8 protein-coding genes are annotated in these 8,207 nt (G+C 66.4%); 6 read left to right on the top strand and 2 right to left on the bottom strand.

Annotated features, from left to right (window positions below; translation table 11 throughout):
• A partial coding sequence (locus tag F0Q45_RS22560) for a PE family protein (protein ID WP_149656033.1) occupies nt 1-1,383 on the bottom strand: 1,383 nt, incomplete at its 3' end.
• 505 nt (nt 1,384-1,888) lie between these two features.
• Entirely contained in the window at nt 1,889-2,056 is a 168-nt protein-coding gene (locus F0Q45_RS22555) for a hypothetical protein (RefSeq protein ID WP_188113106.1), read from the bottom strand.
• 479 nt (nt 2,057-2,535) lie between these two features.
• Between F0Q45_RS22555 and F0Q45_RS22550 the strand changes: the two genes are divergently transcribed.
• From F0Q45_RS22550 to F0Q45_RS22520, 6 genes are all read left to right on the top strand, one after another.
• Nucleotides 2,536-3,000 carry a (R)-mandelonitrile lyase gene (locus tag F0Q45_RS22550; protein WP_223163935.1) on the top strand — a complete coding sequence of 155 codons (465 nt, stop codon included), beginning with the start codon at nt 2,536-2,538 and terminating at the stop codon, nt 2,998-3,000.
• Nucleotides 3,001-3,164: 164 nt separating this feature from the next.
• On the top strand, nt 3,165-3,548 hold the full coding sequence (locus tag F0Q45_RS22545) for a PPOX class F420-dependent oxidoreductase (protein ID WP_149656032.1): 384 nt from the start codon (nt 3,165-3,167) through the stop codon (nt 3,546-3,548).
• Nucleotides 3,549-4,059: 511 nt separating this feature from the next.
• A complete protein-coding gene (gene mqo / locus F0Q45_RS22535; RefSeq protein WP_149656031.1) occupies nt 4,060-5,544 on the top strand; it encodes a malate dehydrogenase (quinone) in 1,485 nt (494 codons plus the stop codon).
• Nucleotides 5,541-6,011, top strand: a complete 471-nt coding sequence (locus tag F0Q45_RS22530; RefSeq protein WP_149656030.1) for a GNAT family N-acetyltransferase — start codon at nt 5,541-5,543, stop codon at nt 6,009-6,011. The genes mqo and F0Q45_RS22530 overlap by 4 nt, the downstream gene beginning before the upstream one ends.
• Nucleotides 6,008-7,840, top strand: coding sequence for a VWA domain-containing protein (locus F0Q45_RS22525; protein WP_149656029.1), 1,833 nt, complete (start codon nt 6,008-6,010; stop codon nt 7,838-7,840). The genes F0Q45_RS22530 and F0Q45_RS22525 overlap by 4 nt, the downstream gene beginning before the upstream one ends.
• 21 nt (nt 7,841-7,861) lie before the next feature.
• Nucleotides 7,862-8,207: cob(I)yrinic acid a,c-diamide adenosyltransferase (locus tag F0Q45_RS22520; protein ID WP_188113105.1), on the top strand; the 346-nt coding region annotated here is incomplete at its 3' end.

The following is an 8,207-nucleotide window of genomic DNA, read 5'->3' as shown; positions in this document are numbered from 1 at the left end:
AGTTCCTAGGGCGCTGCCGCCGCTTCCCCCTTCTCCACCATCGCCTCCGGTGCCGCTGCCGCCGTTTTCACCCAAGGGGTTAACTTCACCGCCGGAGCCGCCGGCGCCACCGGAGCCACCGGGGGCGCCGGCTCCGCCGGCACCGCCGGCACCGCCGCTGCCGCCCTTGCCGCCATTGCCGACCAGCAGACCGCCACGGCCGCCATCACCGCCGCTGCCGCCCATGCTGCCAGCGCCGCCCGACACATCAGTGCTTTGGCCGCTGCCGCCGTGACCGCCTTCACCGCCGGTGGCGCTGGCATTGGCCTGAGCAAACCCGCCCTTGCCACCGTTGCCGCCCGCGCCTCCGAGAGCCTCAGCGTCGCCTCCGTTACCGCCATCGCCACCGACCGCGGTAGCGCCGCCGATGGTCGAGCCTGAACCCCCGGAACCACCGTTGCCGCCGCTAGCGCCGTTCGCCCCGTCACCGCCTGCGCCTCCAGTGGCGTCACCGGTGCCAAATATGATCGACGCGTAGCCGCCATCGCCGCCCTTGCCGCCGTCCACGGTGACGCCGCCAGGACTGCCGGACTCCCCGTTGCCGCCGGCGGCATTGGCAGTCCCACTAATCAGCTGCACGCCTTCGCCAGGCTTGCCGGGTTCGGCGGTGCCGATAGGAGTGGGATTGGTGGCGATGATGCCCGTTGCGCCGGTGCCACCTTGTCCACCAGCACCGCCGCCGCCGAACAACATGGCACTGCCGCCGTGACCCCCGTGCCCGGCTCTGCCGCCGTTGACGTCCAGTACGCCGATCCCGCCGTGGCCGCCGGCCCCGCCATTCCCGAATAGCAGCCCCCCGCTGCCGCCGTTGCCGCCAATGGCACTGCTACCTCCGGCACCCCCGGTGCCGCCATTGCCGATCAGTCCGGCGTTGCCGCCAGCGCCGCCCGACTGGTTGGGGCCACCGGGGGCGCCGTTGCCGCCGTTGCCGTACAGCAACCCGCCAGCCCCGCCAGCCTGCCCCGGTGCCGATCCGTCGGCGCCGTGACCGATCAGTGGACGTCCGAGCAGCATCTGAGTTGGCGCGTTGACGACCTCCACTACAGCCTGAAGCGGCGGCGTATTGGCCGCCTCGGCGCTGGCATATAACGCCCCCGACGCGGTCAAAGCCTTTACGAACCGGTCATGGAACGCTGCCGCGTGCGCGCTAATAGCTTGGTATTCCTCGGCGTGTGTGTTGAACAGCGCCGCGATAGCCGCTGACACCTCATCCTGGGCCGCGGCCAACAAGCGTGTGGTTGGAACCGCCGCGGCCTTGTTGGCCGCAACGAGTGCCGAGCCGAGGGTCGCGAGATCTGAAGCAGCCGCGGCCAGCATCTCTGGTGTGTAGATCAAGAACGACATGATGGCTACCCTCCGCTGAATAGACCTGCGATCTGGCGCTTTGTCAGAGCACGATTTGCAATCTCGCCTGATTGGTAGGACATAGATATCACGCAGGCAGGCCTATCGCGGGTGGTTTTAAGTGGAGCTCATGTTCCGCTTGAGCGGACGAAATCGTCTACGCTGCAGATGATTTTCCCTGATCGCGCCGGTATCTATGACCAGACCGTCGGGATCCTTTGGGGCCGGCGCACCCGAGGAGAAGATGCGCAACCCATGGCAGAGCCGGCCAGAACGTTAGATGTTGCGCTTGAGCTGTGCGAAATAACCTACATGTCAACGTAACCGGATTGCGGGTGGTTCGGTCGGGGTTCTAGGGTGTTGTTACCTCGGATGGCCGAGGGCGTCGCGCGGACGACTGCCGTTGCGGCCGTTGTCTTGGACTCCTCTGTGCGGGTGGGCGCGGCGACCTCATCCCCAGCTCGGCGGACCTTGATCGAATTGCGTAGCAGGGGTGAGGGTTTCGTCATCGACACACATCCGATATCTGGTCTTTGGCCTTCGCGGTCTTCAAATAACGATCGGTGCTGACCGCGCTTATCGTCAGCAGTTCCTGCCGTACCTTGGGGCTGTAGCGGTCACGCCCGAACTCCAACTCGTCGTGACGCGCCAACCCGTCGAGCTGCGGTGCCATGCGAGGCGCATAAATATTTCCCGCGCTGCCCACCCGAGGCTGCCCATACCCTCTGCAGCACCTTCAAAGCGTCATTGGAGTACTTCAGCGCCCGCGGCTCACCGGGCCGTGCAGCGACACTGCGGCCCGTCCCCAGCGGCCGTTTCGCCGCCCCTGCAAGCTTGCGTCGAGCATTATCCCGGCACCAGCCCGTCACCGACATCACCTGATCCAAAATCTGGCCCTTGTCCGCCTTCGGCGCCTTCACATACGCCTTGGCGAACTTCGCGGTGATCTCGGCCCGAGACGACATCGACAGCCCACTTCCCATGCCTGCCGAGCATCCATCGTTTCGCGGGCATTCTTACGTGATGCACCAAGGGCGTCTCGCGGGCACTTTTCGTGATGCTTGTCGTGGCATTGATCATTCGCGCTTGGCGTAGTTAAGCTCCGTATACCTACGGGTGAAGGGGCGTGACGTGCGAGGCATCTTGCCACTTGTGGCGTTTCTCGGCGCATATGCCCGGCTTGGCATCTTGAAGGCCAGACCCACCGCAGCCGCGGGCGACATGCGAATCTCGCGCAATGCTGATCGCCCGGGCGGTGCTGGTCCCGAGAAGTATTTCACCGGCGAAGTCGTGATGAAGCCATTATTCGGACCGGCGGGCTCATCGAACATGTTTGGCGGGCAGATGACCTTCACCGCCTGTGCCCGTACCTTGTGGCACAGTCATCCGGCCGGACAGACCCTGATTGTCATTTCCGGCAGCGGCTGGGTGCAGGAATGGGGTGCCGCCAAGCAGGAGGTTAATCCTGGAGATGTTATCTGGACTCCGCCGGGAATCAAACACTGGCACGGCGCCACCACCAGCGGCGAGATGACCCACATCGCCATCCAAGAAGCGGTCGACGGGAGCTTCATCAACTGCATGGAAAAGGTGAGCGATGAGCAATACCTGGGTTGATCGCCGTCGACAAAGCATCCAGTGCACCGTCTCCATGAGGTCTTCGAACCATGCCGGCGCTCGCCGTGATGGACCCCAAGCCGTCCTCTTCTACACTTCGTCCCGTCCGCTTCGATCTGTGATGTGGGATCACCAACAACCTCCCGAAGTAAGGATCACTCCAAGTGCCTGTGTTCACTGATGTCGAGACCGCGTATCTAGCCAGCCAGCGGCTCGGCAGGCTGGTGACTCTTGCTCCCAAGGGCTCCCCGCAGGTCCGGCCGGTCCGGTTCAGCTACAACGCCGAGCTGGACACCATCGACATCGGCGGAAAGGCGATGGCCGGCAGCCGTAAGCTTCGCAACGTCGAGAACGATTCCCGAGTGGCGTTCGTCGTCGATGACCTCGCTTCGATCGACCCATGGCGCCCACGAGGAATCGAGATTCGGGGACAGGCCGAGGCATTGTCGATCGACGGCGGCGCGATGGTGCGGATCCATCCTCGGCGGGTTCTGGTTTGGGGCCTGGACGGCGAGTCCCCCGCGGTGCACGCACGCAACGTGCCGTAGCCGCAGGCATCGGACGGCCAGATGGTTCTGGGGCGCCAACGACCACGGCAGGTTGTGGCCGTACCCGGCGCGCCGCTAGGTCGCAGGTAGCTGCACCGCCTGGCCGCAGCGGCCAGAACACGTAATCCCCACCGTTACCGATCAAACTCGCGCTACACCCCGCGCCGCCGGCCTGGCTGTGCCCACCGGGTCCCCATTGCCTCCGTTCCCGTAGAGCAACCCGCCGGCCCCGCCGGCTTGGCCCAGCGCCGACCCGTTGGCCCCATTACCGGTCAGCGGGCGTGCCGAAATCTGAATGGCCGCGCCTTATGTATGCCCGCCCAGACGGTGACGCCACGAGAGTGAACGACGATGTCCACGGGTCGCTCACCGCGGCCTCGTCGGTGGGCCCTGCGGCTGCGATCAATCTTGGGGCCACCGACCCTTGCTGCCGGCGGCAGCGAGACCACTCGCGCTTAGGCCGTCGGGATAACCTTGGGACCGGGCCTCGTCAAGGAAGGACAACAATCCGGTGCCACAGCTAGCCAGGACCGCTGATGTCGTGCTGGTCGGGGCGGGCATCATGAGCGCCACCTTGGGCACATTGCTGAGGCGGTTGGAACCGGACTGGTCCATTACCGTGATCGAACGGCTCGAGGCGGTCGGGGCGGAGAGCAGCAGCCCGTGGAACAACGCCGGCACCGGCCACGCCGGGCTGTGCGAAATGAACTACACCCCAGCCAGAGCCGACGGCTCGATCGACACCACCAAAGCAGTCCTGATCAACGAGCAATTCCAAGTCACCCGACAGTTCTGGGCATATGCCGTAGAAACCGGCATCCTCACCGACGTCCGCAGCTTCCTCAATCCGGTCCCGCATGTCAGCTTCGTCCACGGTGCCGACCGCGTCGATTACCTGCGGCGGCGACAGCAGGCCCTGGCCAGGAACCCGTTGTTCGCCCGCACCGAGTTGATCGATGACCCCACCGAGATCGCCCGCAGGCTGCCGCTCATGGCCGCCCAACGAGATTTCACCCGACCGGTCGCGATCAGCTGGGCGCCCGATGGCACCGACGTCGATTTCGGCGCGCTATCTCGTCAGCTCCTCGGCTATTGCGTGCGCAACGGCGCCACTGCCCTGTTAGGTCACGAGGTTCGCAACCTGTCCCGGCGGTCCGACGGCGGCTGGATGTTGACGGTGGATAACCGCCGCACCGGCCAAAAGCACACGCTGCAAGCCGCATTCGTCTTCGTAGGAGCGGGCGGCAACGCGCTGCGGTTGCTGCAGAAGTCCGGCATCAAGGAGATCAAAGGCGTCGCCGGCTTCCCGATCGGCGGCCAGTTCCTGCGCGCCGATGACCCGGCGCTCACCGCCGCGCACCGGGCCAAGGTCTACGGAGCTCCGTCGCCGGGTGCCCCACCATTGGGCGCGCTGCACCTGGATCTGCGGTACGTCAACGGCAGACCCTGGCTGGTCTTCGGCCCGTACGCCGGCTGGTCGCCAAAATTCTCGAAACACGGGCACGTCAGCGACCTGCCCCGGTCGATCCGGCCCAACAACCTGGTGTCCCTGCTCGGGGTTGGCGTCACCCAGCTGACACTGCTGAAATACTTGATCGGCCAGCTGCGGCTTACCACACCCGACCGCGTCGACGCGCTGCGCGAATTCGCCCCCACTGCAGTCGATTCCGACTGGAAACTGACGCTAGCCGGTCAGCGGGTGCAGGTGGTCCGGCGTGATCGGCGCAAAGGTGGGGCGCTCGATTTCAGCACCACGCTCATCGGCGACGCTGACGGCACCATCATCGGATTACTGGGCGGCTCACCTGGCGCGTCGACGGCGGTGCCGATCATGTTGGACGTCTTAGAGCGCTGCTTCGGCCACCGGTATCGGGCGTGGCTGCCCAGGCTCAAAGAGATGGTGCCGTCGCTGGGGGCCAAGCTTTCACAAGAGCCGGCGCTATATGACGAGGTGCGGTCCTGGACCACCAAAGCACTGCTGCTGGCCGCCTCATGAGCGAAGCGCTGCGCCGCGCCTGGGCCAAAGACCTTGACGCGCCGACCCTTTACGAGCTGCTTAAACTCCGGGTTGAGGTCTTCGTAGTCGAACAAGCTTGCCCCTATCCCGAACTGGACGGCCGGGATCTGCTGACCGAGACCCGACACTTCTGGCTGGAAACGCCCGGCGGTGAGGTGATCTGTACGCTGCGGCTGATGGAGGAGCACGCGGGCGGTGAGAAGACGTTTCGCCTCGGCCGGCTGTGCACCAGACGTGATGTGCGCGGACAGGGGCATACCACCCGGCTGCTGCGCGCAGCGCTGGCCGAAGTGGGCGACCACCCGTGCCGGATCGACGCGCAGGTCTACTTGGCCGACATGTATGCCCAGCATGGATTTGTGCGCGACGGTGACGACTTCATCGACGACGGCATTCCGCACGTGCCGATGTTGCGGCCCGCATCCGGTCCGGCGGGGCACTCGTGAAACAGTATCCCTTCAGCGCCATCGTTGGACACGACCAGATGCGGCTTGCCTTACTGTTGTGCGCCGTTCGCCCGGAGATCGGTGGGGTGCTGGTCCGCGGCGAGAAGGGCACCGCAAAGTCGACAGCCGTGCGCGGACTTGCCGCACTGCTCGGAGCAGCAACCGGCGGTGCCGGCGCCAGCTTGGTCGAGATGCCGCTGGGTGCCACCGAGGACCGGGTAGTCGGATCCCTCGACCTCCAGCGGGTGTTGCGCGACGGCGAGCACGCCTTCGCGCCGGGCCTGTTAGCCCGCGCCCACGGCGGAGTGCTCTACGTCGACGAAGTCAACTTGCTGCATGACCATCTCGTCGACATCCTGCTCGACGCAGCCGCCATGGGACGGGTGCACGTCGAACGCGACGGCATCTCCCATTCCCATGAGGCCCGTTTTGTCCTGATCGGCACTATGAACCCGGAGGAGGGCGAACTGCGTCCGCAGCTGTTGGACCGGTTCGGTCTGACTGTCGACGTGCAGGCATCGCGGGACGTCGACGTGCGGGTGGAGGTGATCCGGCAGCGGATGGCCTACGAGGCCGACCCAGACGCCTTCGCCCAACGCTACGCCGACGCCGACGCCGAGCTGGCCCGCCGGATCGCGGCGGCGCGGGCGCTCCTCGATGACGTCTTGTTGCCAGACAACGAGTTACGACGTATAGCGGCGCTGTGTGCGGCGTTCGATGTCGACGGCATGCGAGCCGATCTGGTGGTGGCCCGCACCGCAGCGGCCCACGCGGCCTGGCGCGGCGCGCGCGCGGTTGCGGAGCAGGACATCCGGGTGGCCGCCGAGCTGGCGTTGCCGCATCGCCGCCGTCGGGACCCGTTCGACGATCACGGCATCGACCGCGAACAGCTCGACGAGGCGTTGGCGCGGGCCGGTTCGGTGCCTGAGCCCGAGCCCGACCCGCCAGGAGGCGGACCGTCCGCTAATGCGGATTCGGCTGGCCAGCAAGAAAAGTCAGTGTCCAAGCCGGGACCGTCTCCAAAGCCCAGCGCGCCACCGTCGCAGCTATTCCGTACCCGCGCGCTGACGGTTCCCGGGATCGGCGCGGGAGCGCCCGGACGCCGGTCACGGGCCCGCAATGCTTCTGGCCGGGTGGTGGCGGCCGCTGAGACCAGCGACGCCGGCGCCCACGGATTGCACCTGTTCGCGACCGTGTTGAATGCGGCCGAGCATGCGTGCGGGGCCGGGCCGCTGCACGTTCAGCCGGCCGACGTTCGCCGCGCCGTGCGCGAGGGGCGTGAGGGCAACCTGGTGATCTTCGTCGTCGACGCCTCGGGATCGATGGCCGCCCGCGACCGTATGGCCGCGGTCAGCGGCGCCGCCATGTCGCTGCTGCGCGACGCCTACCAGCGCCGGGACAAGGTCGCGGTGATCACGTTCCGCGCGGACGGCGCCCGGGTCGTGCTCCCGCCCACGTCATCTGCGCACATCGCCGGCCGGCGACTGGCCCGGTTCGACACCGGCGGCAAGACTCCGCTCGCCGAAGGACTGCTGGCCGCGCGTGAGTTGATCATCCGGGAGCAGGTGCGCGACCGCGCACGGCGCCCGCTGGTGGTGGTGCTCACCGACGGCCGAGCCACCGCCGGGCCTGATCCATTAGGTCGCAGCCGGATCGCCGCGGCCCGGCTGGTCGCCGAGGGTGCGGCCGCCGTCGTGGTTGATTGCGAGACATCGTATGTGCGGCTTGGATTGGCCGGGCAGTTGGCCCGCCAGCTTGGAGCGCCGGCGCTGCGGCTCGAACAGCTGCATGCCGACAATTTGACTCAAGCCGTCCGTATCGTGGCCTGAGCCGTTGAAAGGCAACCGTCTATGCCCCAGGGAAATCCGGTTCGCGTCCCCGATGACGGTCTCACCACCCGAGCCCGGCGCAAGACGCCGGTGCTGGCTGTACACACCGGTGACGGCAAGGGGAAGTCGACAGCAGCTTTCGGAATGGCGTTGCGGGCCTGGAATGCCGGGCTCAACGTCGCCGTGTTCCAGTTCGTCAAGAGTGCCAAGTGGAAAGTAGGCGAAGAGGCAGCATTTCATCAATTCGGGCGGTTGCATGACGAGCACAAAATTGGCGGCGCCGTCGAATGGCACAAGATGGGTGCCGGCTGGTCCTGGACGCGTAAGTCAGGCCAGACCGACCTCGATCACGCTGCCGCCGCGGCGG

This window comes from Mycobacterium simiae (genome assembly GCF_008370645.1).
Taxonomy (GTDB): Bacteria; Actinomycetota; Actinomycetes; order Mycobacteriales; family Mycobacteriaceae; genus Mycobacterium; species Mycobacterium simiae_A.
Note: the sequence above shows the minus strand (reverse complement) of the source record. Positions and strands in the feature narration are given on the sequence as shown.